Annotated in this window: 21 protein-coding genes and 2 pseudogenes; 13 read left to right on the top strand and 10 right to left on the bottom strand. The window is 76.3% G+C overall.

Features of this window, described 5'->3' with window-relative positions:
- Positions 1-84: 84 nt before the first annotated feature.
- Positions 85-936: a MurR/RpiR family transcriptional regulator gene (locus L6E17_RS28625; protein WP_236243550.1), complete on the top strand. Its 852-nt coding sequence runs from the start codon at positions 85-87 to the stop codon at positions 934-936.
- A gap of 80 nt (positions 937-1,016) precedes the next feature.
- Positions 1,017-1,583 carry a hypothetical protein gene (locus L6E17_RS28620; protein ID WP_236243549.1) on the top strand — a complete coding sequence of 189 codons (567 nt, stop codon included), beginning with the start codon at positions 1,017-1,019 and terminating at the stop codon, positions 1,581-1,583.
- Between the two features lie 12 nt (positions 1,584-1,595).
- Here the strand turns inward: L6E17_RS28620 and L6E17_RS28615 are convergent, their stop codons facing one another.
- The 4 genes from L6E17_RS28615 to L6E17_RS28595 form a co-directional block, all read right to left on the bottom strand.
- Positions 1,596-1,970: a hypothetical protein gene (locus tag L6E17_RS28615; RefSeq protein ID WP_236243548.1), complete on the bottom strand. Its 375-nt coding sequence runs from the start codon at positions 1,968-1,970 to the stop codon at positions 1,596-1,598.
- A 139-nt stretch (positions 1,971-2,109) separates the two neighbouring features.
- The gene (locus tag L6E17_RS31730) at positions 2,110-3,366 is read right to left on the bottom strand and encodes a roadblock/LC7 domain-containing protein (RefSeq protein ID WP_374109176.1); all 1,257 of its coding nucleotides are present in this window, start codon (positions 3,364-3,366) and stop codon (positions 2,110-2,112) included.
- Positions 3,366-3,737: a hypothetical protein gene (locus L6E17_RS28600; protein ID WP_071265928.1), complete on the bottom strand. Its 372-nt coding sequence runs from the start codon at positions 3,735-3,737 to the stop codon at positions 3,366-3,368. Before L6E17_RS28600 ends, L6E17_RS31730 begins: the two co-directional genes overlap by 1 nt.
- Before the next feature lie 432 nt (positions 3,738-4,169).
- Positions 4,170-5,498, bottom strand: a complete 1,329-nt coding sequence (locus tag L6E17_RS28595) for a diaminopimelate decarboxylase (protein ID WP_236243546.1) — start codon at positions 5,496-5,498, stop codon at positions 4,170-4,172.
- A 114-nt stretch (positions 5,499-5,612) separates the two neighbouring features.
- Between L6E17_RS28595 and hutU the strand changes: the two genes are divergently transcribed.
- The 4 genes from hutU (at position 5,613) to hutI (ending at position 11,246) form a co-directional block, all read left to right on the top strand.
- Positions 5,613-7,277, top strand: coding sequence for a urocanate hydratase (hutU, locus tag L6E17_RS28590; RefSeq protein ID WP_236243545.1), 1,665 nt, complete (start codon positions 5,613-5,615; stop codon positions 7,275-7,277).
- Entirely contained in the window at positions 7,274-8,545 is a 1,272-nt protein-coding gene (locus L6E17_RS28585) for an allantoate amidohydrolase (protein WP_236243544.1), read from the top strand. The genes hutU and L6E17_RS28585 overlap by 4 nt, the downstream gene beginning before the upstream one ends.
- Positions 8,536-9,888: a formimidoylglutamate deiminase gene (locus L6E17_RS28580; protein WP_236243543.1), complete on the top strand. Its 1,353-nt coding sequence runs from the start codon at positions 8,536-8,538 to the stop codon at positions 9,886-9,888. The genes L6E17_RS28585 and L6E17_RS28580 overlap by 10 nt, the downstream gene beginning before the upstream one ends.
- An 89-nt stretch (positions 9,889-9,977) precedes the next feature.
- Entirely contained in the window at positions 9,978-11,246 is a 1,269-nt protein-coding gene (gene hutI / locus L6E17_RS28575; protein WP_236243542.1) for an imidazolonepropionase, read from the top strand.
- Between the two features lie 292 nt (positions 11,247-11,538).
- Here hutI and L6E17_RS28570 read toward each other — a convergent pair whose 3' ends face one another.
- Positions 11,539-13,659, bottom strand: coding sequence for an MMPL family transporter (locus L6E17_RS28570; RefSeq protein WP_236243541.1), 2,121 nt, complete (start codon positions 13,657-13,659; stop codon positions 11,539-11,541).
- Positions 13,660-13,945: 286 nt separating this feature from the next.
- Positions 13,946-14,503, bottom strand: coding sequence for a MarR family winged helix-turn-helix transcriptional regulator (locus L6E17_RS28565; protein WP_374109175.1), 558 nt, complete (start codon positions 14,501-14,503; stop codon positions 13,946-13,948).
- A 248-nt stretch (positions 14,504-14,751) separates the two neighbouring features.
- Here L6E17_RS28565 and L6E17_RS28560 point away from each other — a divergent pair, with 248 nt between their 5' ends.
- The 5 genes from L6E17_RS28560 to L6E17_RS28540 all read left to right on the top strand — a co-directional run bounded on the left by L6E17_RS28560 (position 14,752) and on the right by L6E17_RS28540 (position 19,047).
- Complete coding sequence (locus L6E17_RS28560) at positions 14,752-15,228, top strand: MSMEG_6728 family protein (RefSeq protein ID WP_236243540.1); 477 nt, start codon at positions 14,752-14,754, stop codon at positions 15,226-15,228.
- A 271-nt stretch (positions 15,229-15,499) separates the two neighbouring features.
- Complete coding sequence (locus L6E17_RS28555) at positions 15,500-15,727, top strand: DUF2945 domain-containing protein (RefSeq protein WP_236243577.1); 228 nt, start codon at positions 15,500-15,502, stop codon at positions 15,725-15,727.
- Positions 15,724-16,077: a DUF3140 domain-containing protein gene (locus tag L6E17_RS28550; protein ID WP_236243539.1), complete on the top strand. Its 354-nt coding sequence runs from the start codon at positions 15,724-15,726 to the stop codon at positions 16,075-16,077. The genes L6E17_RS28555 and L6E17_RS28550 overlap by 4 nt, the downstream gene beginning before the upstream one ends.
- A 558-nt stretch (positions 16,078-16,635) precedes the next feature.
- Positions 16,636-18,009: a deoxyribodipyrimidine photo-lyase gene (locus L6E17_RS28545; RefSeq protein WP_236243538.1), complete on the top strand. Its 1,374-nt coding sequence runs from the start codon at positions 16,636-16,638 to the stop codon at positions 18,007-18,009.
- A 402-nt stretch (positions 18,010-18,411) separates the two neighbouring features.
- Entirely contained in the window at positions 18,412-19,047 is a 636-nt protein-coding gene (locus tag L6E17_RS28540; RefSeq protein WP_236243537.1) for a sigma-70 family RNA polymerase sigma factor, read from the top strand.
- A gap of 267 nt (positions 19,048-19,314) precedes the next feature.
- Here L6E17_RS28540 and L6E17_RS28535 read toward each other — a convergent pair whose 3' ends face one another.
- Positions 19,315-19,752: a hypothetical protein gene (locus tag L6E17_RS28535; protein ID WP_236243536.1), complete on the bottom strand. Its 438-nt coding sequence runs from the start codon at positions 19,750-19,752 to the stop codon at positions 19,315-19,317.
- A 201-nt stretch (positions 19,753-19,953) separates the two neighbouring features.
- Positions 19,954-21,132 (bottom strand): annotated as a pseudogene (locus tag L6E17_RS28530) (MerR family transcriptional regulator); the annotation flags it as partial.
- Between the two features lie 129 nt (positions 21,133-21,261).
- Between L6E17_RS28530 and L6E17_RS28525 the strand changes: the two are divergent.
- On the top strand, positions 21,262-21,837 hold the full coding sequence (locus L6E17_RS28525) for a fasciclin domain-containing protein (RefSeq protein ID WP_236243535.1): 576 nt from the start codon (positions 21,262-21,264) through the stop codon (positions 21,835-21,837).
- Between the two features lie 325 nt (positions 21,838-22,162).
- Here L6E17_RS28525 and L6E17_RS28520 read toward each other — a convergent pair.
- Together L6E17_RS28520 and L6E17_RS28515 are read right to left on the bottom strand one after the other, a co-directional pair.
- A pseudogene (locus L6E17_RS28520) lies at positions 22,163-23,028 on the bottom strand (oxygenase MpaB family protein); the annotation flags it as partial.
- 139 nt (positions 23,029-23,167) lie between these two features.
- A complete protein-coding gene (locus L6E17_RS28515) occupies positions 23,168-23,347 on the bottom strand; it encodes a DUF6480 family protein (protein WP_236243534.1) in 180 nt (59 codons plus the stop codon).
- Positions 23,348-23,580: 233 nt separating this feature from the next.
- Between L6E17_RS28515 and L6E17_RS28510 the strand changes: the two genes are divergently transcribed.
- Positions 23,581-23,844: a hypothetical protein gene (locus tag L6E17_RS28510; protein ID WP_236243533.1), complete on the top strand. Its 264-nt coding sequence runs from the start codon at positions 23,581-23,583 to the stop codon at positions 23,842-23,844.
- Positions 23,845-24,307 lie beyond the last annotated feature (463 nt).

Genomic DNA, 24,307 nt, shown 5'->3' with positions numbered 1-24,307 from the left:
CCGTGCGGGCCCGGCTGCATAGGTGCATGCAGAGGCGTGGGAATCTGAATACTGCGTGAGGCGGTGACGGAGAAGGGGAGCACCATGAACGACGGTCCGGGGGCGCGGCTGCAGGCGCTGTTCGAGGGCCACCGGCTGACGCCGACCCAGCGGCGCATCGCCCACTGGATGGTGCGGCGCGCCGCCGACGTGCCGTTCCTGTCCAGCGTGGAGCTCGCCGAGCTGGCCGGTGTCAGCCAGCCGTCCGTCACCCGCTTCGCGGTGGCGCTGGGCTTCGACGGGTATCCCGCACTGCGCAAGTACCTGCGGGAGGAGGCCGCGCCGGGCGGGCCCGAGGCCGCGGCGGGCGACGGCGGAGACGAGGGCAACGAGTACCAGAAGGCCGTCCGCGCCGAGATCGCGAACCTACGCCACCTCGCCGACCTGCTCGCCGACCCCGAGCCCGTCGAGCGGGCCGGCCGCCTGCTCGCCTCGTCCCGTCCGCTGCCCGTCCTCGGGCTGCGGGCGTCGTCGCCGCAGGCCGGGGGCTTCGCGTACTTCGCCGCGAAGGTGCACCCGGACGTGCGGCTCCTCGACGAGGGCGGCTCGATGCTCATCGACCGCATCGACGCCGCCGTACGGGCCGGGGCGTCCGTGCTGCTCTGCTTCGCGCTGCCGCGGCATCCGCGGGAGGTCGTCGACGCCCTCGCGTACGCCAAGGGGGCCGGGCTGACCACGGTCACCGTCGCCGATTCGGCGTTCGCGCCCGTGGCCGCGCACAGCGACCTGCTGCTGCCCGCGGCCGTCGGCACGGCGCTCGCCTTCGACACGGCGTGCGCCCCGATGCTGCTGGGCCGGGTGCTGCTGGAGTCGATGTGCGACGGGCTGCCGGACGCGCAGGCCCGGCTGGAGGAGTTCGACGCACGGGCGGCGGCCCGCGGGCTGTTCGTCGAGTAGCGGTTTTCTCAGGGGACTCTCACCGAACGCGGGTAACCTTCCGCCGCCGAGACGTACGGAACCGGACAGGAGGCGGAGCAGTGGCGCGCGAACGGCAGGCGCTGGCGAGAGTGGCCGTGGTGGTACGGGCGGGGGCCGCGCCCCTGGTGTGGGCGGGGCTGTCGGGGGCGGCCGTCGGGGCGCTGCTGCCCGGGCTGACCGGGCGGCGCATCGGTCTGCTGACTGGGGCGCTGCTCTTCCTGGTCGCGGCGGCCGCCGTGCCCCTCGTACGGCGCGGGCGGTACGTGCGGCTGGCCGAGGGCGCCGGGCGGGCCGCCCGCGCCGACATCCTCCAGGACCGTGCCGTGACCCTGCGGAACTGGCGGCGGGGGCGGCGCTGGTGGCTGCTGCTCGCCTTTCCCGCCGCGGTGGCGTCCTCGGTGGCGGTGCCGGGCGCGCTCGGCCTGCTGCTGGCCGGGCTGGGTACCGGGCTGTGGCTGAAGGCGCTGTGGCTCGGGCGCCGGGAGAGCGCGGCCGAGCAGCTGCTGTGGGTGTCGGTGGACCGGTTGACCAGGGGCGGGGCCCCGGTCGGTGCGAGGGTCGAGGAGTTCAGGGCCACGGGCGTCGCCGCGGGCGACGCCGTACCGGGAGGGGCACGGCGCCGCTGAGGCCCGTACCGCTCAGACGTCCAGGTCCGCCTCGATCCGCCGCAGCTGGTGGCGGGCCATGGCCAGGTTGGCGCGGCCCTTGTCCAGCGCCAGGTACAGGAACAGGCCGCTGGTGCCGCGTCCCTTGAGCAGCCGGATCAGGTGGTACTGGCCGCCGAGGGTGATGAGGATGTCCTCGATCTCGTCCTGGAGGCCGAGCATCTCCATCGTCCGCACCTTGGCGCGGACCACGTCGGTGTTGCCCGCGGCGGCGACGGTGAGGTCGAGGTCCTTGCCGCCGCCGACCGTGCCCAGGGCCATGCCGCTGGTGTAGTCGACGAGTGCGGCGCCGACCGCCCCGTCTATCGCGGTCATGGCTTCCTTGAGGGCGGTCTCCGCGTTGGCCATGGTGGTGCTTCCTTTCGTCCGTGTGCTGGGTGTGTGCCGGGTGTCGGGCATGGTGGGTGCGCCCGGTGGGCCGGGTGTGCTCGGTGTGCCGGGCGGGTCGGCCTGTGGGGTCGGCTCGGTGTCCGGTGTGCGGATGGCTTCAGGGGGCGTGCGGGGGCGGCTCCGGCCTTACGAGGGCGCCGTCCACCAGCTCCCCGATGAGGGCGCCCGACCGGCGCCCTTCGAAGTGCAGCCGGCCGACGTTCACCCCGGGCTCGGCGAGCAGGGTGAGGACGGCGGCGCCCCCCGCCGCGTACGCGGCGACGTACCCGTGCTCGCCGCGGAGCAGCAGTTCGCGCAGGCCCCCGACCGCGGCGGTGTCGGCCAGCCCGCGGGCGGCGCCGACGGCGGCGGCGGTGAGCGCGGCGACCGCGTCCGCGTCGCCGCCGGGGACGTCCTGGGCCAGCACGAAGCCGTCGCAGGCCGCGAGCGCCCCGGTCAGCCGGGGGACGCGCGACCGCAGCCGCCGCAGCTCCCCGAGGACGTACGGCTCGGCGGACAGCAGTTGGCGCTTCTCGGCGCGCTGCCGCAGGGCGCGCCTCATGAGGCGGTGTTCACAGGCGTGCCTCCAGAAGGTCTCGGACCCGGCGGAGCAGGTCGACGTCGGGAGCGGCGAGAGTCGGGGCCATGGGGGCGCGGGGGTGCCGGGTGTCCCGTGCGGGGCACGCGGGGTCGGTGCGGGTGGGGTCGTTGCCGCCGGCGGGGGCGGCGGTGCGGTGGCCTGCGGGGTCTCCACGAGCCCTGCGGCGGCCAGCCGCCGGACCTCCAGCAGGGTGTGGAAGGCGGGGCGGCCCAGGGTGTGGGCGAGCTGGGTGGGGGTGTGCCGCCCGTCCGCGCGGGCCAGCAGGGCGCGCCCGCGGACGCCGGCGGTGCGGCCGCGGGGCATGCGGGCGGGCACGACGGGCGCGGTGTCGACGGCCGGGTGGGGCCACACGCGGTCCAGGAGGGCCCTGCGGCGCAGGGTCTCCCGCTCGACGTCGGCGGCGGAGACCGGGCGCCCCGGCGGCACCGCGCCGGGGAGGCCCGGCCCGGGGGCCGGGACGCCGGGCGCCGCGTCCCCGTAGCCGGGCGCCGCGTCCCCGTACCGGAAGCGGGCGGGGCCGCGGCCGGGGGCCAGGGCGAAGAACGCCGCGTCGTAGAGCGCGCCGAGGCGGCAGATCTCCCGCTCGCCCGCGCCGATCGGCGGCCGCGGCGCGGCCGTGCCGAGCAGGGCGTCGAGGCCGGGCGCGTACGGGCTCTCGGCGTGCACGACGGCCCCGTCGACGAGGTACAGGGTGCCGTGGTCCCGGACGAGCGCGCCGGTCGCGCGGTCGGCGGCCAGCCGCCGCAGCAGGGGGGAGAGGACGGTCGCCGTCATCACAGCACCAGCCGTTCCGCCAGGTCCCGCAGGCGCAGGCGGGCCAGGGCGAGGTTCCCGGTGTCCCGGTCGAGCCACAGGTGGAGGAAGAGGCTGCTCTCGAAGTTCGTGACGACGAACCGGAGCACGTGGTATCCGTTGCCGGAGCCGACGATGACGTCCTCCGCGGGGGCGTCCTGGGCGGCGAAGCACTCGTACTCCGCTGCGGTGCGGGCGAGTTCGGCCGCCTCCGCCGCGCTCCGGCCGTGGTCGCCGACCGGCGATTCGCCGACCGCTCCGAGGGCGAGTCCGCTGGTCCAGTCGACGAGGGCCGCGCCGCGCGCACCCGGTAGGGTCATCGCCTCCAGCAGGCATTCGTCGATTCCGGGCACGCGCGAATCCCTCCCCAGGTGTGCGTCACGGGTGTGTGTCGGTGACGGAGAGGTTACGCAACGTCGAGCCTCAGGGAGGGACTTCGGGCATTTTCCAGTGGAACGTGCCCCGGGCGCGGTAGGGTCCGCCGCTCTGCTCCGTTGCCCGCCCGTTGCGGCGTCCCGCCGCGATCCGTTGCCTGCCCCGTTCCGCCGCGCTCTGTTCCGCCGCCCTGCCCGCCTGCCTCGTCCCGCCGTGTTCCGCCGCCCTGCTTGTCCGCCCCGCGCGCCCGCCGTGTTCATCTGCCCCGCGCCCGCCGCCGTGTTCGTCTGCCCCGCGCGCCCCGCCGCGTTCATCTGCCCCGCGCGCCGCCGTGCTTGTCCGCTCCCCGCGCGCCTGCCGTTCATCTGCCCCGCGCCCGCCGCCGTGTTCGGCGGTCCTGCCGGTCCGTCCTACTCCGCCAGCAGGGCGTCCGGCCGGTCGCCGCCCGCCTCGTCGACGATGTCGGAGGGCCGCTGGGGCGCCCGTACGGTCGCGAAGTGCACGGTGCCGTCGGGCCGCACGGTGTAGCCGTACACGCCGGGCCGGGGCAGCGAGTTGTACCCGTAGTGGTGCGCGAAGTAGTAGGCGCCGGTGTCGAGCGCCGCCACCACGTCGCCGGGCGCGAGCGGGGGCAACGGCCGCGCCACGGCCAGCAGGTCGCCGGCGAAGCAGGCGGGCCCCGCCACGTCCTGGTCGGTCGGCGGGCCGGTCCGCGGGACGCCCGCGGCGTCGTACACCGCGAGGCGCAGCGGCCAGGCCACCGGGTCGTAGACGGTCCTGGTCGCCACCTGGACGCCGGCGTGGGTGACGGCGATGGGGCGGGCCCCGGACGTCTTGGTGTACTCGACGCGCGCCAGCACCGTGCCGTGCTTGGCCAGCAGCGACCTGCCGAACTCGGTGACGAGGCCGTACCGCCCGTCGAACAGCCCCGGCACCTCGGCGGCGAGCAGCCGCGCGTACTGCCCGAACGTCGGCGACACCGCGTCCGAGGAGAAGTCCACCGGCAGGCCGCCGCCGATGTCGACCGTGTCGACGCGGCGGTGCCCGGCGGCCGCGTTGATCTCCTCGGCCAGCCCGTACACGGCCCGCACGCCCGCGGCCATCTGCGGCAGGGCCAGCCCCTGCGAGCCCGAGTGCGTGTGGAGGCGGGTGAGCCAGGGCCGGTCCAGGAAGGCGCGCACGATCCACTCCCGCGCGCCCTCGTCGCGCAGGGCGACCCCGAACTTCGACGTGGCGGTGGCGGTGGACAGCGCGCCGATGGTCCCGGGTCCGACCTGGGCGTTGACGCGCAGGCCGAGCGGGCCGCGCGGGGCGGGGCCGGTGGCGAGGAGGGCGTCGAGGCGGGCCAGTTCCTGCGGGTTGTCGGCGTTGACGGCGACGCCCAGTGCGAGGGCCTCCCGCAGTTCGGCGGTGGTCTTGGCGGGGGAGTCCAGGACGGTGCGGTCCGCGGGGACGCCCGCGGCGCGGGCGAGCGCCAGCTCGCCGGGGCTCGCCGTCTCGGCGCCCAGCCCCTCCGTGTGCAGCAGGCGCAGGACGGGCACCAGCGGGCACGCCTTGACCGCGAAGGCGTGCAGCACGGGCGTGCCGGGGGCGGTCACCGCGGCGAAGGCGGCCCGCAGGGCGGCGGCCGAGGCGCGGACGCCGGAGACGTCCAGGAGGGCGGCGACGGGCGCGGACTCGGAGAGCAGCCCGTGGGCGACGGCCGCGCGTACGGCCCGGTCGCGGTGGTCGGAGGCCATGCCCTCCAGCGAAACACCCGGCGGGCCGCCGCGCAGCTGTTGACTACAACTATTCATTACAGCAGGATGTGAATACCTCATCGACAGTCGGACGGTCACGCCAGGAGGCACGCCATGTCAGGACCCCGCCCGGTACGAGCCCCGCGCGGTACGGAGCTGAGCGCCCTGGGATGGCAGCAGGAAGCCGCCCTCCGGATGCTCCAGAACAACCTCGACCCCGAGGTCGCGGAGCACCCCGACAAGCTCGTCGTCTACGGCGGCACCGGCAAGGCCGCCCGCGACTGGCGCTCCTTCGACGCGATGGTGCGCACGCTGCGCACTCTCAAGGCCGACGAGACGATGCTCGTCCAGTCGGGCCGCCCCGTCGGCGTCATGCAGACCCACGAGTGGGCGCCGCGCGTCCTCATCGCCAACTCGAACCTGGTCGGCGACTGGGCGAACTGGGAGGAGTTCCGCCGCCTGGAGGCCCTCGGCCTCACCATGTACGGGCAGATGACCGCCGGGTCCTGGATCTACATCGGCACCCAGGGCATCCTCCAGGGCACCTACGAGACGTTCGCCGCCGTCGCCGCCAAGAAGTTCGGCGGCACGCTCGCCGGGACCATCACCCTCACCGCCGGCCTCGGCGGCATGGGCGGCGCCCAGCCGCTCGCCGTCACCATGAACGACGGCGTCGCGCTGTGCATCGACTGCGACCCGCGCGCCATCGAGCGCCGCATCGAGCACCGCTACCTCGACGTGCGGGCCGACAGCCTGGACCACGCCCTGCGGCTCGCCGTGGAGGCGCGCGACGCCCGCCGCCCCCTGTCCGTCGGCGTCCTCGGCAACGCCGCAGAACTGGTGCCCCAGCTCCTCGCCATGGGCGCGCCGATCGACATCGTCACCGACCAGACCAGCGCCCACGACCCGCTGGCGTACCTGCCGGTCGGCACCGCCTTCGAGGACATGGCGGACGCCGCCGCCAAGGACCCGGCCGGCTTCACCACCCGCGCCAGGGAGTCCATGGCCCGGCACGTCGAGGCGATGGTGGGCTTCATGGACGCGGGCGCCGAGGTCTTCGACTACGGCAACTCCATCCGCGGCGAGGCCCGGCTCGCCGGCTACGACCGGGCCTTCGCCTTCCCCGGCTTCGTCCCCGCCTACATCCGCCCCCTGTTCTGCGAGGGCAAGGGCCCCTTCCGCTGGGCGGCCCTGTCGGGCGACCCGTCGGACATCGCCAAGACCGACCAGGCGATCCTCGACCTCTTCCCCGAGAACGAGCCCCTCGCCCGCTGGATCAGGATGGCCGGCGAACGCGTCCACTTCCAGGGCCTGCCCGCCCGCATCTGCTGGCTCGGCTACGGCGAGCGCGACCGCGCCGGCGAGCGCTTCAACGACATGGTGGCGTCCGGCGAGCTCCAGGCCCCGCTGGCCATCGGCCGCGACCACCTCGACTGCGGCTCCGTCGCCTCCCCGTACCGGGAGACCGAGGCCATGCTCGACGGCTCCGACGCCATCGCCGACTGGCCGCTCCTCAACGCCATGGTCAACGTCGCCTCCGGCGCGTCCTGGGTGTCCCTGCACCACGGCGGCGGCGTCGGCATGGGCCGCTCCCTCCACGCCGGGCAGGTCACGGTCGCCGACGGCACGCCGCTGGCCGGGGAGAAGGTCCGCCGCGTCCTCACCAACGACCCCGGCATGGGCGTCATCCGCCACGTCGACGCGGGCTACGACATCGCCGAGTCCGTCGCCGACGAGCGCGGCGTCCGCGTCCCGATGCGGGAGGGCGAGCCCGGATGACCGTCGAAGACCACCGGCACACCGCCGACGGCATTACCCGCCCCCCGGCTGCCGGCGACTCCTTCCACACCATGTGGGCGGACCTGCGCGGCATCGGCCGCGACAGCGGCACCCGCGGCTACCGCCGCTACGCCTGGACCGGCGCGGACGCCGACTGCCGCACCTGGTTCCAGGAGCAGGCCCAGGCCCGCGGCCTCGCCTACGAGACCGACCGCAACGGCAACCAGTGGGCCTGGCTCGGCGACCCCGCCGCGGGCGACGCCGTCGTCACCGGGTCCCACCTGGACTCGGTGCCCGACGGCGGCGCCTTCGACGGCCCCCTCGGCGTCGTGTCCTCCTTCGCCGCCCTCGACGAACTCCGCTCCCGGGGAGCGGAGTTCACCCGGCCCGTCGCCGTCGTCAACTTCGGCGACGAGGAGGGCGCCCGCTTCGGCCTCGCCTGCGTCGGCTCCCGGCTCAGCGCCGGCCGGCTCACCAAGGAGGCCGCGTACGCGCTGCGCGACGGCGACGGGACCAGCCTCCCGGAGGCCATGGAGGCCGCGGGGTACGACCCCTCCGCCATCGGCCCCGACCCGGAACGCCTCGCCCGCATCGGCGCGTTCGTCGAACTGCACATCGAGCAGGGCCGGGCCCTGGACCTGTCCGGCGACCCCGTCGGCATCGCCTCCGCGATCTGGCCGCACGGCCGCTGGCGGTACGACTTCCGCGGCGAGGCCAACCACGCCGGCACCACCCGGCTCGCGGACCGCCGCGACCCGATGCTGCCGTACGCCGACACCGTCCTCGCGGCCCGCCGGGAAGCCGAACTCGCCGGTGCCGTCGCCACCTTCGGCAAGGTCGCCGTCGAACCCAACGGCGTCAACGCCATCCCCTCCCTCGTCCGCGGCTGGCTCGACTCCCGCGCCGCCGACCAGGACACCCTCGACACCGTCACGGCCGCCATCGAGGCCGCCGCCCGGGACGCCGCCGCCCGCCAGGGCGTGGACCTCGCCGTCGTCCGCGAGTCGTTCACCCCCGTCGTCGAGTTCGCGCACGCCCTGCGCGACGAACTCGCCGCGATCCTCGGCGGCGACCGCCCCGTCCCCGTCCTCGGCACGGGCGCCGGCCACGATGCGGGCATCCTGTCCGGCACGATCCCCACGGCGATGCTGTTCGTCCGCAACCCCACGGGCGTCTCGCACTCCCCGGCCGAAACCGCCGCGGAGGACGACTGCGTGGCGGGCGTCCACGCCCTCGCCGACGTCCTGGAGGGCCTGGCATGCCGCTGACCGCCGCCTACTGGGCCGAGCACGCCTGGCTGCCGGACGGCCGCGTCGCCCCCGGGGTCGTCCTGGAGACCGCCGACGGGCGCCTCACCGCGGTCCGCGAGGGGACACCCGCCCCGCCGCCCGGGGCCGCTGTCCTGCGCGGCTTCACCCTCCCCGGCCTCGCCAACAGCCACAGCCACGCCTTCCACCGGGCCCTGCGCGGCCGCGTCCAGGTCGGCTCCGGCACGTTCTGGACGTGGCGCGACACCATGTACCAGGCGGCGGCACGGCTCACCCCCGACACGTACCACGCCCTCGCGCGCGCCGTGTACGCCGAGATGGCTCTCGCCGGCATCACCTCCGTCGGTGAGTTCCACTACCTGCACCACGCCCCGGGCGGCACGCCCTACGCCGACCCCAACGCCATGGGCGAGGCGCTGATCGCCGCCGCCGCCGAGGCGGGCATCCGCATCACCCTCCTCGACACCGCCTACCTCCACGGCGGGCTCACCGCAGACGGCTACCGCCCGCTGGAAGGCCCCCAGCTGCGCTTCGGCGACGGCACCGCCGACGGGTGGTACGAGCGGTGGTCCGCGCTCAAGCCGCGCGAGCACGCCCGTATCGGGGCCGCTGTCCACTCCGTGCGGGCCTTCTCCGACGAGGACGGCTACGCCGTCTTCGCGGACCGCACCGACGGCCTCCCGGTGCACATCCACCTCTCCGAGCAGCCCGCCGAGAACGAGGCGTGCCGCGCCGTGTACGGCCGCACCCCGGCCCGGCTGCTCCACGACGCCGGCTTCTGGCGGGCGACCACCACCGCCGTCCACGCCACCCACCTGACGGACGAGGACATCGCCGTCCTCGGCGCCGCGGGCGCCGGCGTGTGCATGTGCCCGACGACCGAGCGGGACCTCGCCGACGGCATCGGCCCGGCCGCCGCGCTCCAGCGGGCGGGCAGCCCCCTGTCGCTCGGCTCCGACAGCCACGCGGTCATCGACCTGCTGGAGGAGGCGCGCGCGATGGAGCTGGACGAACGGCTCCGCACCCGCACCCGCGGCCACTGGACCGCCGCCGCGCTGCTGCGCGCCGCCACCGCCGACGGCCAGGCCGCCCTCGGCTGGCACGATGCGGGCCGCCTGGAGCCCGGCGCGCTCGCCGACTTCACGACGGTCGCGCTGGACACCGTCAGGACGGCAGGGCCGCCACCCCGTCTGGCAGCCGAGACGGCGGTATTCGCCGCGTCCGCGGCAGAGGTGCGGCACACGGTCGTGGCGGGCCGCCACGTCGTACGGGACGGGGCCCACGCCCTGGTGCCGGACGTGGCGCGGGCGCTGGCGGAGTCCATCGCCGCCCTGTACGACTGAACCGGCCCGCCCCGCGGGACGGGGCGCCCGGGACCGCCCGGCCGCCCCGCCCCACCCGGCCGACCCGCCCGAAGGAGACCCCCCTCGTCATGAACAGCGGCAACGAGCCGATGAACATCCCCCCGGCGACCGCCGGTCCCGACGCGACGAACAGCACCGTCGCGCCGAAAGCCACGGCGACCACGCTCATCACCCACATCGCCAGTCTGGTCACGAACGACCCCTCCCTCGGTGACGGATCCCCCCTCGGCCTGATCCAGGACGCGGCCGTCGTCATCGACGGCGACCGCATCGCCTGGGTCGGTGAAACCAGCAAAGCACCCGCCACTGACAACCGGGTCGACGCCGCCGGACGGGCCGCCGTCCCCGGCTTCGTCGACTCCCACTCCCACCTCGTCTTCGCGGGCGACCGCACCGCCGAGTTCAACGCCCGCATGTCCGGCCGGCCCTACCAGGCGGGCGGTATCCGCACCACCGTCGCCGCGACCCGCGCCGCCACCGACGCGGAACTGGAAGCCAACCTCGCCCGCTACCTCCGCGAGGCGCTCCGCCAGGGCACCACCACCTTCGAGACCAAGTCCGGCTACGGCCTGACCGTGGAGGACGAGGCCCGCGCGCTGCGCATCGCGGCCCGCCACACCGGCGAGACCACCTACCTCGGCGCGCACATCGTCTCCCCCGACCTCGCCGACGACCCGGCCGCCTACGTCGCTCTGGTGACGGGGGAGATGCTGGACGCCTGCGCCCCGTACGCCCGCTGGATCGACGTGTTCTGCGAGAAGGGCGCCTTCGACGGCGACCAGGCCCGCGCGATCCTCACGGCGGGACGGGCCAGGGGGCTCCACCCCCGCATCCACGCCAACCAGCTCTCGTACGGCCCCGGCGTGCAGCTCGCCGTGGAGCTCGACGCGGCCAGCGCCGACCACTGCACCCACCTCACGGACGCGGACGTCGACGCCCTCGCGCACTCCTCCACCGTCGCCACGCTCCTGCCCGGCGCCGAGTTCTCCACCCGCGCCGCGTGGCCGGACGCCCGCCGCCTGCTGGACGCGGGCGTGACCGTCGCGCTGTCCACGGACTGCAACCCGGGCTCGTCCTTCACGTCCTCCGTGCCGTTCTGCATCGCCCTCGCCGTACGGGACATGGGCATGACGCCCGACGAGGCCGTGTGGTCCGCCACGGCGGGCGGGGCGGCCGCGCTGCGCCGCACCGACGTCGGCCGCGTCACCGTGGGCGCCCGCGCCGACCTGGCGCTGCTGGACGCCCCCTCCCACGTGCACCTGGCGTACCGGCCGGGCGTGCCGCTGGTGTCGGAGGTGTGGCGCGCGGGCGAGCGGGTCGCCGCCGCACCGGCGTGACCCCGCCCGCGCCCTGACGCACGTTCCCCCGGCCGGGCGAAGCGGGCGGGGGGAACGGGCGTGGTGTCAGGGGCGGCTCGGACCCGTGGGGCCACGGAGCCGCCCGGCGCCCCCGCAGGCGACGACGAGCGTCCGCGGAACCGTAGGGACCGGGCCGCCTTCGGCCGGGCCGCCCTTGGCCGGGCCGCTTCTGGCCGGGCTGCCTTGGCCGGGTCGCCTTCGGCTGAGCTGCTTTTGGCCGAGCTGCCTTTGACTGAGTTGCCTTCGGCCGGGTCGCCTTTGGCCGGGTCGCCTACCGGGCTGCTGTCGCCTTCGCCGGCTCCGGTGCCTCGCGTCGGCGGCTCAGCGTGCTCGGCCACCACGCGGTCCGCCCCAGGTCGCGGACCAGGCCCGGCACGAGCAGCGACCGGACGACCAGCGTGTCGAGCAGCACGCCGAAGGCGACGATGAACGCGAGCTGGACCAGGAAGGCCAGCGGGATCACGATGAGCGCGGCGAACGTCGCGGCGAGCACGACGCCGGCCGAGGTGATGACCCCGCCCGTCGTGGTGAGTCCCACCCGCACGCCCTCCCGCAGGCCCAGCCGCAGCGACTCCTCGCGGACCCGGGACATCAGGAAGATGTTGTAGTCCACCCCGAGGGCGACCAGGAACACGAAGCCGTACAGCGGGACGGAGGGGTCGGTCCCCGTGAAGCCGAGGACGTGCTCGAACACGAGGGCGGCGACCCCGAGGGTGGCGGCGAAGTTCAGCGCCACCGTGGCGACCAGCAGCACCGGCAGCAGCAGCGAGCGCAGCAGCACGACGAGGACCAGCAGGATGGTCAGCAGCACCACGGGCGCGATCACCTCGCGGTCCCGCTCGGCCGTGACCTGCGTGTCGTAGCGCTGCGCGGTGTAGCCGCCGACCAGCGCGTCGGCGCCGTCCACGGCGTGCACGGCGGTGCGCAGCCGGGCGACCGCGTCCTTGGCGGCGTCGCTGTCCGCGGCGGCGCTCAGCGTGGCGTCGATCCGCACGCGGCCGTCCACCACGAGGGGCTCGGCCGGGGCGGGCCGCCCCGCGCCGTCCACGGGCACCGCGGAGTCGACGCCCTCGACCGACCGGGCGGCGGCCGTGACGCGGTCGGCCGCGTCGGCGTCCGCGATGATCACGGCCGGGTTGCCGGCCCCCGCGGGGAAGTGCCGGCCGAGCGTCTCCTGGGCGGCGACCGAGGGGGCGTCGTTCACGAAGATCTCGTCGAGGGGCACGCCCTTCGACTGCAGGGTGGGCGCGAAGGCGGCGCAGGCCAGCAGGCCCACCAGCGTCAGGGTCCACACCCTGCGCGGGGCGCGGTCGACGAGCGAGGCGACCCGCTGCCACAGCCCGGACGCCGACCCGTCCGCGGCGCCGGGCTTCGGCCGGGCCGGCCAGTAGGCGGCGCGGCCGAGCAGGACCAGGGCGGCGGGCAGGAAGGTCAGCGCGCTGAGCACGGAGCACACGATGCCGATGGCGCCGACGGGTCCCAGGGCGCGGTTGTTGGTGAGGTCGCTGAGCAGCAGGGCGAGCAGCCCCAGGGCGACGGTCGCGGCGCTGGCCGCGATCGGCCCCCAGGACTCGCGCAGCGCCGCGCGCATCGCGCCGAAGCGCTCCCCGCCGGGTGCGGCGAGCTCCTCGCGGTACCGCGCGGTCAGCAGCAGGGCGTAATCGGTGGCGGCGCCGATGACCAGGATCGACAGGATGCCCTGGACCTGCCCGTCGACCCGTACGACGCCGCCGTCGGCGAGGACGTAGACGACCGCGCACGCCAGCGCCAGGGCGAAGATGGCGCTGAGGATGACGACCAGGGGCAGCAGCACGCTGCGGTAGACGACGAGCAGGATCAGCAGCACCGTCACCAGCGCGACGGCGAGCAGCAGCCCGTCGATCCCGGCGAAGGCGCCCGACAGGTCGGCCTGGGTGGCGGCGGGCCCGGCGAGCCAGACAGTCGTGCCGGGCACGTCCGACGCCGCGTCGCGCACGGTGTCCAGCGCTTCGGGCAGGGTGTCGCCGAGGTCGGGGCGCAGGGGCACGGCGGCCCTCAGCGCCTCGCCGTCGTCCGAGGGCAGTGCGGGCGACGGCGCTCCCGCGACCTGGGAGCTGCCCTGGAGGGCGCTCAGGGCGCGGGTGGCTTCCCGCGCCCGCTCCTGGGGGAGGCGGCCGCCGTCCTCGGCGGTCCACACGACGAGGACGGGCAGGGTCTCCTCCTGCCGGAACGCCTCCTGCTCCTCGATGACCCGGGTGGACTCGGCGCTGCGCGGCAGGAACGCGGCCTGGTCGTTGGTGGCGACCTCGCCGAGCTTCCCGGCGTACGGGCCGAGGGCGCCGCCGACGACCAGCCAGACGAGGGCGAGGACGGCGGGCAGCAGGAGCCGGAACCTGCGTGGTCGGCGGGGCATGGACGCTCCAGGGGTGAGGTGCGGTGCGGTGTGGGTCTGTGTCGACTGCTATCTCAACGACTAACAATCTCAATCATTGAAATAAATCTTGGCACAGGGCACTTCCCGGTCTGTACCCCAGGGGGTGCCGTCGGGGTGTGCGCCGCGCCTGTGGGGCCGGCGTGCTCCCGTCCCCGCGATACGGCCGAAGCGTCCGGAAGGGCCGGTCGGCCGGTTCCGTCGGTACCCTCCGCCGAGGGTCCTTCCCGCGGGGCGGGGCGGACGGATGCGGCGCCGCCGCGCCCGGTCAGGGGTGCAGCTCGCCCAGTTCCTCGTTCAGCGCCGCGAGGAACCGCAGCGCGACGGCGAGTTCGTCCTCGTCGAAGCGTTCCAGGGCCCGTCCGGTGGCCTCCGCGAGCGGGCGGAAATAGCGTCGCGCGGCGGTGCGGGCGTCGGCGACGTAGTGGATGTGGACCACCCGGCGGTCGGCGCTCTCCCGCGACCTGCGGATGTGGCCGGCCTTCTCCAGCCGGTCCAGGCAGGCGGTGACGGCCCCCGACGTCAGTCCGAGGTGTTCGCGCAGCCGACCAGGAGTCAGCGGCTCCGGACTGTCCAGCACGGCCGTGAGCGCCTGGATGTCGGTGGGGTGCAGCCCTTGGGCGGCCGCGAACCCGTGGACCAGGCGGTTGACCTCCCGGGTGGTCCGCCGCAGCTGCACGGCGAAGGCCGGCAGGTCGACCGCCGCCGGTCCGGTTCCCCCGCCTGACCCCGGTCCGGACCCCGCGCCGGGTCCCGCGCCCGCCGGCTCCGGGCGCCCGTCGCCCGTCCGCCGCTCCGGCCCCGTCCCGTGTTCTGCGCTGGTCACGGCGCCAGCCTATAGAGGCCGCACCGGCTGCCGCGGCCCGGGCGGTGGGGGCGGCGCGGGTGGGGGCCCTCGGCCGAGGCGGCGGGCGGACGCGATGTGCGGGCGTCCGCGGGCCTACGGGCAGTCGGCCGGACGGGCGCGCGGGCACCCGGCAGCCGCACAGGGGCGTACGGGCGAGCGGGCGCACTCCGCAGGGGCCGCGGCGGGCGCGCGGATGCGGCGGGCGGTGCCGCGCGGTACACACGGGGGTGCAGACCTTCCTGCCGTACCCGTCCTTCGCGGCGAGCGCCCGGGTGCTCGACCGGCGCCGGCTCGGCAAGCAGCGGGTGGAGGCGCTCCAGGTGCTCCGCGGCCTGACGGTGCCCGGCTACGGCTGGCGGCGGCACCCGGCGGTCCGGATGTGGGCCGGGTACGAGGAGGCCCTCGTCCGCTACGGCCTTGAGATCTGCGGTACGTGGACGGCCGGCGGCCACCGGGACACCTGCGCCGCGTCGCTGCTCGCCGGCTTCCGGGCGCTGCACCCGGACGCCGGGGTGCGCGAGCAGGAGGAGCTGGCCGCGCGGGGTGAGCTGCCGCCGTGGCTGGGCGACAGCGCGTTCCACACCAGCCACCAGTCGGCGCTGCTGCGCAAGGACCCGGAGTTCTACGCGGAGCTGTTCCCCGGTGTGCCGGCCGGCCTCGGGTACGTCTGGCCCGCGTCGGACCGCGACCCCGGAGCGCTGTAGGCGGGCCCGTACGGCCGGGTCGGGCGACCGGGCCGGGCGGGCGGCGGAGCGTCCCTGTGCGGCTGCCTGGCGCATGGCCGCCCGGCCGCCTGGCCGCGGCGCCGTGGTCCGCGTGCGCCCCGGCGCACGCCCCGCGCGTGCGGTCGGCCGCCACGGCCGAGCCGCCCCGCCTGCGTACCCCCGCCTCCGTACCTCCCGGAACGAACGAAGAGGACATATCGGGGAACACGCGAGGAAGTCGATCGAACCAGGAACCGGAGAGGTGAGCGCGATGGCCCGGCGCAAGAAGCTGCACACCGGCGACGACATCACGTGGAAGAGCCACGGCAGCACGGTGAGCGGCACCGTCAAGCGGGAGATCACCGACCGCAGGAAGGCCGCGGGCCGCACCGTCGACGCGTCCACCGAGGAGCCGCAGTACGAGGTCGAGAGCGACAAGAGCGGCCGGTCCGCCGTCCACAAGCCGGAGGCGCTGCGGAAGAAGGGACGGCGCTCGTGACCCGCCGGGACGGCGGTGCGGAGCGGGACGAGACGCTGGCGGCCTTCGACGAGGCGGTGAACCTCACCGCCGGCGAGCTCGACAGGTGGCTGGAGACGGACGAGGCGAAGAGCGTCGGCCAGAAGCCGGACGGCGGCGGCGAGAGCACCGGGCACGCCTCGGGACGCCGCATCGCCGCCCTGCTGCGCACCCGGAAGGACGAGCTCACCGACGACGACCTCGCCCACATGCGCAAGGTGGTGGGCTACGTCCACCGGCACCTCGCCCAGCGCCCCGACGGCGATGTCACCGACACGCCGTGGCGGTACTCGCTGATGAACTGGGGCCACGACCCGCAGAAGAAGACGTGACGGCGGCGGGTCGCGGCGGCGTGTCCGCCCGCCGTGAGCCGGCGCGTGCAGCCGCGCACCTCGCCTCGCCCGCGGCGCGTCCGGCGGGTGCAGCGGCGTACCGCGCTCGCGGTGCGTCCGGCGGGTGCAGCGGCGTACCGCGCTCGCGGTGCGTCCGGCCTCGCGGTGCGTCCGGGGCGTGCAGCGTCGCACCACGTTCGCCGCGGGCCGGTGCGTGCAGCGGCGCGATCTCGCCCGGCCTCGGGCGGCGCGTGCAGCGTTGCCACCTCGCCCGCCGCAGGCCGCCGTGCAGCGGCGCCACCTCGCCCGCCGTGGGGCCGGTGCGTGCAGCGGCGCCCCCACCCGCTCCCACCCGCCGCCACCCGCCGTGCGTCCCGAGGCCGCCCCGGATGCGTCGCGGGCCACCCGGACAGGTGACCGGTCGCCGGTCCGCATCCGGCCGGTCACCGGATGCCGAAGCGGCAGCAGCGCCAGAGCACATCGCGGAGCACGCCGCGGGCCGCCCCGCACCCGCCGCGGAGGGCGTCCCGGAAGTGCCACGAACGTCGGAGTAGTGCCATGAACACCTCGGTCGTCCTGTTCACCTCGGACCTCCGCCTCCACGACCACCCGCCCCTGAGGGCAGCGCTCGCGTCCGCCGACGAGGTGGTGCCGCTGTTCGTCCGGGACCCCGCCGTGGACCGCGCGGGCTTCGCCGCGCCCAACCGGACCGCCTTCCTCACGGACTGCCTCACCGACCTCGACGCGGGCCTGCGGCGGTGCGGCGGGCGGCTCGTCCTCCGCACCGGCGACCCCGTGGCGGAGGTCCTCGACACGGCCCGGCGGACCGGGGCGGGCGACGTGCACGTCGCCGCCGGCCACAGCCGGTTCGCCCGGGACCGCGAGGAACGGCTCGCGCGCGCACTGCGGGCCGACGGGCGCAGGCTCCACGTGCACGACGGGGTGGTCACGGCGGTGCCCGCCGGGGCGGTCACCCCGGCCGGCTCCGACCACTTCGCCGTGTTCACCCCGTACCACCGGCGCTGGACCCGCGAGGCGGTGCGCGCCCCGCTCGCGGCTCCCCGGGCGGTCCGGGTGCCCACCGGCGTACGGTCCGACGACCTCCCGTCCCGGTCGGCCGTCCACGCCGTGTCGGAGGGCCTCGCCACCGGCGGCGAGACGGAGGGCCGCCGCCTGCTGACGCGGTGGCTCGACCGGCACGCCGACGCGTACGAGGAGCGGCACGACGACCTCGCGGGCGACGCGACCTCCCGGCTCTCGCCGTACCTCCACTTCGGCGCGGTGTCGGCGGTGGAGGCGGTGCACCGGGCCCGGGGGCGGGGCGGTCCCGGCGCGGAGGCGTTCGTACGGCAGCTGTGCTGGCGGGACTTCCACCACCAGGTGCTGCACGCCCGCCCCGACGCGTCCCGCGCCGACTACCGGCCGAGGGGCGACCGCTGGCGCCGGGGCCCTGAGGCGGAGGCGGACCTGCGCGCCTGGCGGGAGGGACGCACCGGCTATCCCGTGGTCGACGCCGCCATGCGGCAGCTCGCCCACGAGGGCTGGATGCACAACCGGGGCCGACTGCTCGCCGCGTCCTTCCTGACCAAGACGCTGTACGTCGACTGGCGCGAGGGCGCGCGGCACTTCCTCGGCCTGCTGGTGGACGGCGACATCGCCAACAACCAGCTGAACTGGCAGTGGGTGGCAGGCACCGGCACCGACACCCGCCCCCACCGCGTGCTGAACCCCGTCCTCCAGGGCAAGAAGTACGACCCCGACGGCGCCTACGTCCGCCGCTGGGTCCCGGAGCTCGCGGACGTCCCCGGGGCCGCGGTGCACGAGCCGTGGAAGTGGGCGGCGCGCGAGCGGGCGGCCCTCGACTACCCCGACCCGGTGGTGGGCCTGGCCGACGGTCTCGCGCGCTTCCGGCAGGCGCGCGGCCGGACGTGACCGGCGTGCGGCCGCACCGGCCCCCTCCGGTGGCAGCCCGGACAGCCCCGCGTCCCCATGGTGCGCGGCTCCGCAGCCGCACTCGGGCAGACCCGCGGCCGCACTCGGGCAGGCCCGCAGCCGTATGAGGGGACGACCGACACGACCGGACCCCCGGAGGCGACCCGCGATGACCGCGCCCATGACCGTGACTGTGCCCGTGCACACCTCCGTCGCCGCGGCAGCCGACGCCGCCGCACCGGAAGACGACGCAAGAACGATGCGACTGGAGCACCACCCGCCGGCCGCCGGAGCCTGGGCGGGCCGGGGGCACCCATCGAGGCCCCCGGGGCGCTCAGCCCTCGCCCTGAGGGGGGCGCCCGGACCACCGGCCGGCCCGTACCGGCGGGAGGAGCAGTCGCCATGACGGCACCACGAGGCACGGACCGCAACGCCCCGGCGCCCGTCGGGTCGGCGCAGGAGGCGGCGGGCCGCGGCGCCGTGTCCGACGCGGCGATCGGCGAAGGGCTCGTACGGGGTGACGAGCGGTGCCTCGCCCTCGCCTACGAACGCTGGGGCGGTCTCGTCCTGGCCCTCGCCACCCGCACGCTCGGCGACGCCCGGGAGGCCGAGGACGTCACCCAGCAGGTGTTCCTCGCGGCGTGGCACGGCCGCGCCGGCTACCGGCCGGAGCGCGGCGCCCTCCCGGGGTGGCTGGTCGGCATCACCCGCAGGAAGATCGCCGACGCGCTCTCGGCCCGCACCCGGCGCCTCGCACTCGTCGCCGCGGCCGGAGCGGTGCTGCCCGGCTCCGCCGTCGCGCCGAACGACACGGACCGGGTCGTCGACCACGTCCTGCTGACCGACGAACTGGAGCGGCTGCCGCGCGTGCAGCGGGACGTGCTGGCCCTGGCGTTCTTCGCGGACCTGACGCAGACCCAGATCGCCCGGCGCACGGGCCTGCCCCTCGGCACCGTGAAGAGCCATGCGCGGCGGGGCCTCCAGCGGCTGCGGCAGAGCCTGGAGTCCGAGCAGGCACCCGCCCGGCAGGCCAGGTAGGCGCCACCCCGCCCGCTGCCCCCGCACCGCGGCGGCGGGCGGGCGCACGCCGTGTCGCGAAAGCCCGAGGGAGCGATCCCGGCGGGCTTCTCGGCGTACGCGCCGCGCCCCGGCGACCTTCGGCCCGCGTACGGAGAGCGGCTGCGAGGAACGCCCCCGGTCTGGCACCGACTCGTACCGACACGGGCCCGCACCGGCCCGTGCCCCCGTGTCGGCGCTCGGAGGGCGTCAGTCGTCCGGGGGCCCGTCCCGTCGCGCGGGTGCGCGTCAGCCGCGCGGGCGGCGGGCGCGGCCGCATCGGCGCCGCGCCGGTGCCGGGCTCCGCGCTGCTGCCCGCGGCCGGACGAACCGGCGTGCCACGGCGGCCGCGCCGATGCCCAGCGCCACCCCCGCGGCCAGGCGCACGGCGCCGGTCAGCAGGGGGCGGAGGCGGGCGGGGGCGCGCGCCGCGGGCGCCCTGCGCCCTGCGGGCTCCGCCAGGGCCGCACCGGGGCGCGCGAGCCCGCCGACGATCCCCGACCACACGCGCTCCGGCGGCGCCGGGTACGCGCGGCCCGCGGCGATCCGCCGCAGCGCGGCCAGTTCCGCGGCGCAGGACGGGCAGCCGCCGAGGTGGCGCCGCTCCACCGGGCCGTAGCCGGCAGGGGCCCGCACGCCCGCGGCGATCGCGCCCAGGATGGCCGGATCGAGGTGTCCGTTTCCCACGTGCCCGCTCCCTCCGCTGTGCCCGGCGCGTTCTTCTTTCGCCCGCACGGACCCGGTGGGATGCGGTGGTGTCACCCTGTCGGCCCAGCACCGGCGCATCCCGGACGTCCGCCCCGGACAGGGAGACCCTGAGGGGCATGCTGCCGCCGGACCGGCGAGGGCCTCAGGCCGGGTGCCGTCGGCCGCCGGGCAACGGCGGCGTCAGGCGGACGACGCCTGCACGAGCGGCTCGTACAGGCGGCACAGCGCGTCCGTGGCGTCCCGCAGCCCGACCGGCCGCGCCATGCCCGCCTCCAGCGTCTGCCCCGCCCAGCCGGGCCCGGCCAGCAGCACCAGCGGCCGGGTCCGCGCCCCCTTCACGCCGAAGGCGTGCCCCGCCAGGTGCCGTGCCAGCGCGCGGCTCGCCGTGGACCTCGCCTGCGACCACAGCACCACGGCGACCGGGCCGGTGCGCCGGACGGCCGAGTCCAGCGCCTCCGGCGGCACGGCCGCACCGAACATGCGGACCGGCAGGCCGCGTTCCGCGAGCGCCGCGGCGAGGGCCTCCAGTGGCAGCGTGTGCTGCTCCGCGGGCACGCAGGCGAGCAGTACGGGCGGGACGGCGGCCCGTTCCGGCGCCGACGCGACGACCTCGCGCAGGGCGCTGGAGACGTGCCAGGACAGCAGGTGCTCCACCTCGACGTAGCGGTCGCCCGAGGTCTCCCACTTGCGGCCCACCGCGTGCAGCGTCGGCATCATGACCTCCTGCCAGGCGTCGACGAGCCCGTGCTCCGCGACCACGCGGCGCAGCAGGCCGTCGAGGGCCGCGCTGTCGAGGCGCAGTGCGGCGCGCGCGAGGCCGCGGCACTCCTGGCGTACGTCGCCGAGCGGGAGCCCGCCGCCGGGTCCGCCCCGCCGCACCGGGGCCCCGCCGGCGCCGGGACGCGCACGGCGGTCGGCGGGGCCGTCGGGGGCGGCGTCCGCTCCCGGGGCCGCACCGTCCGCGGGGGCGCCGTGCCGTACGGCCCCGCGGAGTCGCCCCGCCCCGCGGAGTCTCCTCGCCTCGCAGAGTCGCCCCGCCCCGTGGAATCGCCGCCGCGCTGCGGGGCGCCGCCTGTCCGCGGAGTCGCCCCGCCGTGGAGGCTGCGCCCTGCCGCCCCGGCGAGGGCCGCGCGGGCGGCGTCGGCCGGGGGCACCCCGGAGGCGGTGAGCCGGCACATCTCCTCCAGCACCGCCAGGTCGTCGGCGGACCAGCGGCGGTGCCTGCCGTCCTCGCGGGTGGCGGGGCCCATTCCGTAGCGGCGGTCCCACGAGCGCAGGGTCGTGGGGGAGACGCCGAGCCGCCGGGCCACGGCGCCCGTGGTCAGTCCGTGCGTGCTGTCGCCCATACGACGAGCATATGGCGCAGAAACGATGCGAGTAATGTCCCGCTGTCCTGCATCCGCGGTCGTGCCGCCCGGCGAACCCCTTGTGACAGCCGACGCGCACCACGGGGGCGATCCCCGTCCCCACTCGTCGGGAGGAGTGGTCATGAACAACCCGATCAAGCGTCGTGCAGCCGCCGCCCTCGCCGCGGCGGCCCTGCCCGTCTCCCTGGTCGTCCTGGCGCCCAGCGCGGGGGCGAACGAGCACGAGGGCACGTTCGGCCCCGGATGCTCGGCGCTTCCCCGCGAGGGCCAGGGCAGCCCGCAGGAGATGGCGGACGACCCGGTCGCCACCGCGGCGTCCACCAACCCGGAGCTGTCCACGCTGACGGCCGCCCTCCAGCAGGCGGACCTCGTCGACACCCTGAACGACGCCCAGGACATCACGGTGTTCGCGCCGACGGACGACGCCTTCGACAAGATCCCGGACGCCGAGCTGGACGCGATCCTCGCCGACAAGGAGCAGCTGACCGACATCCTCACGTACCACGTGGTCGGAGAGCCCGTCGAGAAGAGCGAGCTCGCCGACGGTTCGTTCACGACCCTGGAGGGCGGCAAGCTCACCACCCAGGGTTCCGGGGACATGTACGAGGTCAACGACACCGCCGAGATCGTGTGCGGCGGAGTGGCCACGTCCAATGCGACCGTGCACCTCATCGACACCGTGCTCATTCCCAAGTGACTCCGCGCACCGGGCACTGACCCCGCTGCCCGGCCGCCCACCCCGTGGCCGGGGCAGTGACCCCTCGCCCGGGCCCGGTGCCGCGCTTCGCCGCGGTACCGGGCCCCGTTGCGCGCGTCGGGCAGGGGCGGGCCCGCAGAAGCAGGCCCGCAGAGGCGGGCCCTTCGAGGCGGGCCCGCGGGTGCGGCGCCCTCAGTCGGGCGGTGACGCGGCCTCCGGCCGGCTCTCCTGCGGCGACCGGGCGGCGGCGGGGACGGGGCGCCGCCCCGGCCCCACCGGAGCCCCGCGCGCCCGGCGCATCCGCTGCGTCCGCCACGTCCCGTGCCGGCGCCGGGGGCGGCGGCGTCACCCACCGTATGGCCGCGGTGAGCGCACGGCCCCCGGGGCGGGCGACCGGCAGGAGCAGCCGGGTGGCGTACGGCACGTCGAGCAGCGTCCTCGCCCACGGCGGCAGCAGCCCACCGCGGCGGCCGCGAGCAGGGCGTACGGCGGCCTGGCCGCGGCCGGCAGGGGCGGCTGCGCCAGCAGGAAGCGCGCCGTCGCCCGGGACTCGGCGGTGGCGCGCAGTTCCGGCCGGTACGCGGCGATGCGCGCGGTCAGCCCGGCCCGGGTGGCCGGCGGATCGTCCGCGCCGAGCCGCCGGGCGACCCGCGCCATGTCCGCGACGTAGCCGTCCTCACCCGCGCGGTCCAGCGGATGCCGCCCGTACCGCTGGTGGGCCCGCAGGAAGCACTCGGCCTCCGCGATGTGGACCCAGGTCAGCAGGTGCGGGTCGGAGGCGCGGTAGGGCACGCCGTCCGGGGTGCGCCCGCGGACCTGCGCGTGCACGGCCCGGACCCGTTCCACCGCCCGTTCCGCGTCCTCGGCCGTGCCGAACGTCGTGAAGGCCAGGAACGCGCTGGTGCGCTGCAACCGCCCCCACGGGTCGCCCCGGTACCCCGAGTGCGCCGCGACCGCGGCCATGGCGACCGGGTGCAGCGACTGGAGCAGCAGCGCGGCGAGGCCGCCGACGTACATCGACGCGTCCCGGTGCACGGTGCGCACGGGGCGGTCGGGGGCGAACCAGCGCGGCCCCGGGGTGGCGTGCACGCGGGCGCGCGTCTGCTCGGCCGACGGGCCCGCGACCCGTTGCAGCAGGACCTCGCCGGCCCGTTCCCGGGCCCTGCCGACGACCGGTGGTGGCCAGACCATGACGCCAGTATGCTCCGCGCGGCCGACAGCCGGAGGGCCCGCGGGGCGGCCGCGCCGTACGGACGGCCCACGGGCTCCGGCGGGGGCGGACAGGGGCAGGGGGGACAGGGGCGGAGGCGTACGGAGGCGGGTCCGGGGCTCAGAACCCGGCGATGCGCGCGGCGAAGAAGCCGGCGAAGGCGACGCTGCCGACGAGGACCAGCGCCATCAGCAGCCAGGGGTGCTCCCACACCCCCCGGTCGGGCGGCTCGGTGTGGGCCGACGAGGTGGAACCCTCGACGGGCGGGGTCTCCTGCGGCGGAACGAACGGGACGGACATGACTCCTCCTCTCCCGCGGCTGAGTCGTTGCCGATGGCTCCACGATGGCCCGGGAGCGGCGGGCGCGCAGCCCGCAGCGTTCGTGCGTCGAACCGGTGCGCTGCCGCCCGGAGCGCACTCGGGTGATGAAAAGACCGATTCGCAGTTTTTTGTTCGCATCCGTCCTCGGTGTGGAACCCGAACACCTCGTGAAGGCAATCCGGCACGAGTCGTACTGATCCCAGGAGGCACCCATGTTCGTGAAGAAGCTGCACGACGCCGGCGTCCGGAGCGAGCACGCCTACCTCGCCGCCGCCGGGTCCATCGGCCTGTCGCTGGTGTCCTGGCTGACCTCCAACCGGCGCGAGGACCTTGAGCGGGCCGACAGGTGGGGCATCTTCGTCGGCGAGTGGGCTCCCACGTTCTTCGCCCTGGGGCTCGCGCTCGCCAACTACGAGCGCGACGAGGCCGCCGCGGAGGTCACCCAGTTCCCCGGCAGCCGCCACCAGGCCGCCTGACACGGCACCGCGCGCGGCCCGGCGGGGGCGGGTGCCCACTGCGCAGGTCCGGCGTCCGGCACGACAAACGGCGCAGCCCGCAGCCCCCGGTACCCACCCCGACGCAGCCCCCGGTACCCACCCCGACACCACCCGCCGGACGCACCCGACACCACCCGACCTCCCGGCACCGACCGCCGGCCCGCCCTCGCGAGCCGGCGGCGCCATGGCGTGTCCGCCCCTCCCGGGCAGCGGCCCACAGCGGTCGACAGCAGCCGACAGCCGCTGGCAGCGGCTGAGAGCCGCCGAAAGCGAGAGCCGCCGAGAGCCGCCGAGAGCGACAACGGCCGACAACGGCCGACAACGGCCGACAACGGCTGACAACGGCCGAGAGCCGCCCAGAGCGACAACGGCCGACAGCCGCCGACAGCCGCCGACAGCCGCGGACAGCCGCCGACAAGCCGCCGACAACAGCCGGCAGCGG

Origin of the sequence: Streptomyces sp. CC228A, assembly GCF_021390935.1 — a bacterium.
In the GTDB taxonomy this organism is placed as follows: domain Bacteria; phylum Actinomycetota; class Actinomycetes; order Streptomycetales; family Streptomycetaceae; genus Streptomyces.
The sequence above is the reverse complement of the archived record's forward strand: the minus strand, read 5'-3'. Positions and strand labels throughout refer to the sequence as shown.